Origin of the sequence: Pseudonocardia lacus (assembly GCF_018531445.1) — a bacterium.
GTDB classification, from domain to species: Bacteria; Actinomycetota; Actinomycetes; order Mycobacteriales; family Pseudonocardiaceae; genus Pseudonocardia; species Pseudonocardia lacus.
Map to the genome: position 1 here is coordinate 1 of NZ_JAHDTH010000466.1, position 1,204 is coordinate 1,204.

Consider the following 1,204-nt stretch of genomic DNA (forward strand, 5'->3'; position numbering starts at 1 on the left):
CCCCGGCCCCGGCCCAGTTCGGCACCGACGATGGTGATGACCTCGATGCCGGCCTTGCGCAACAGCGAGTTGGTGTAGGTGTTGCGGTCGTAGGCGAACACCACACCCGGCTCCACCGCGACCAGGTTGTTGCCGCTGTCCCACTGCCCACGCTCGCTGGCGTAGGCGTCCCCACCGTTTTCCACGACCCGCAACTTCGACAGGCCCAACGCCTCGGCGACCACCTGGACGAAGGACACCTTCTCCTCGGTGACCTCGACCGGGTCCTTGTCGTGCGGGCGCAGGGTGAAGGTGTGGATCCCGTCGACGATGTCGGGGAACGCGGTCACGCAGTCCCGGTCGGCGAAGGTGAACACCGTGTCCAGGTGCATCGCCGCGCGCAGCTTCGGCATCCCCGCCACGATCACCCGCTCGGCCGCACCACGGGCGAACAACGCCGCGGCCAGCTGCGAGATCGCCTGCCGCGAGGACCGCTCGCTCATCCCGACCAGCACCACCCCGTTCCCGACCGGCATCACATCCCCACCCTCCAGGGTGGCCAGACCCCATTCCCGTTCCGGGTCGCCCCACCACACCGTGGAGCCCACGAAGTCGGGATGGAACTCATAGACCGCTTTCATCAGCAGGGTCTCGTCGTGGCGCGCCGGCCAGTACAGCGGGTTGAGGGTGACCCCGCCGTAGAGCCAGCAGGTGGTGTCGCGGGTGTAGAGGGTGTTGGGCAGCGGTGGCATCAGGTACTCGGGCACCCCGGCCGACTCGCGGGCCAGCGCCAGGTACCCGGAGCGGAAGTCCTCGGGCAGATCGATCGTGGACAGCCCACCGATCAGGAACTCGGCCAGCGCGCGGGCCTCGAGACCGTCCAGGAACGCCCGGGTGCCCTCGACCAGCCCCAGCCCGACCTCGTTGGCCACGATCTTGCGGTCCAGCAGCCACCCGCGGGCCTGCGGGATCGCCATCGTCTCGGCGAGCACGTTGTGCAACTCGACGACCTCGACCCCGCGCTCACGCATCTTGGACATGAAGTCGAAGTGATCACGACGGGCGTTCTGCACCCACATCACGTCGTCGAACAACAGCGCGTCGCAGTTGGTCGGGGTCAACCGGGTATGGGCCAGACCGGGCGCGCACACCAGGACCTTGCGCAAGGTGCCGACCTCGGAATGCACCCCGTAGCCGGCCGACGGACGGGTGGTGTCGGTCATGA

1 protein-coding gene is annotated in these 1,204 nt (G+C 68.4%); it reads right to left on the reverse strand.

Going from position 1 to position 1,204, the window contains the following annotated elements; genetic code table 11:
- On the reverse strand, positions 1–1,145 hold a 1,145-nt coding region (locus KIK08_RS39110; protein ID WP_250558682.1), incomplete at its 3' end, for an arginine deiminase.
- Positions 1,146–1,204 lie beyond the last annotated feature (59 nt).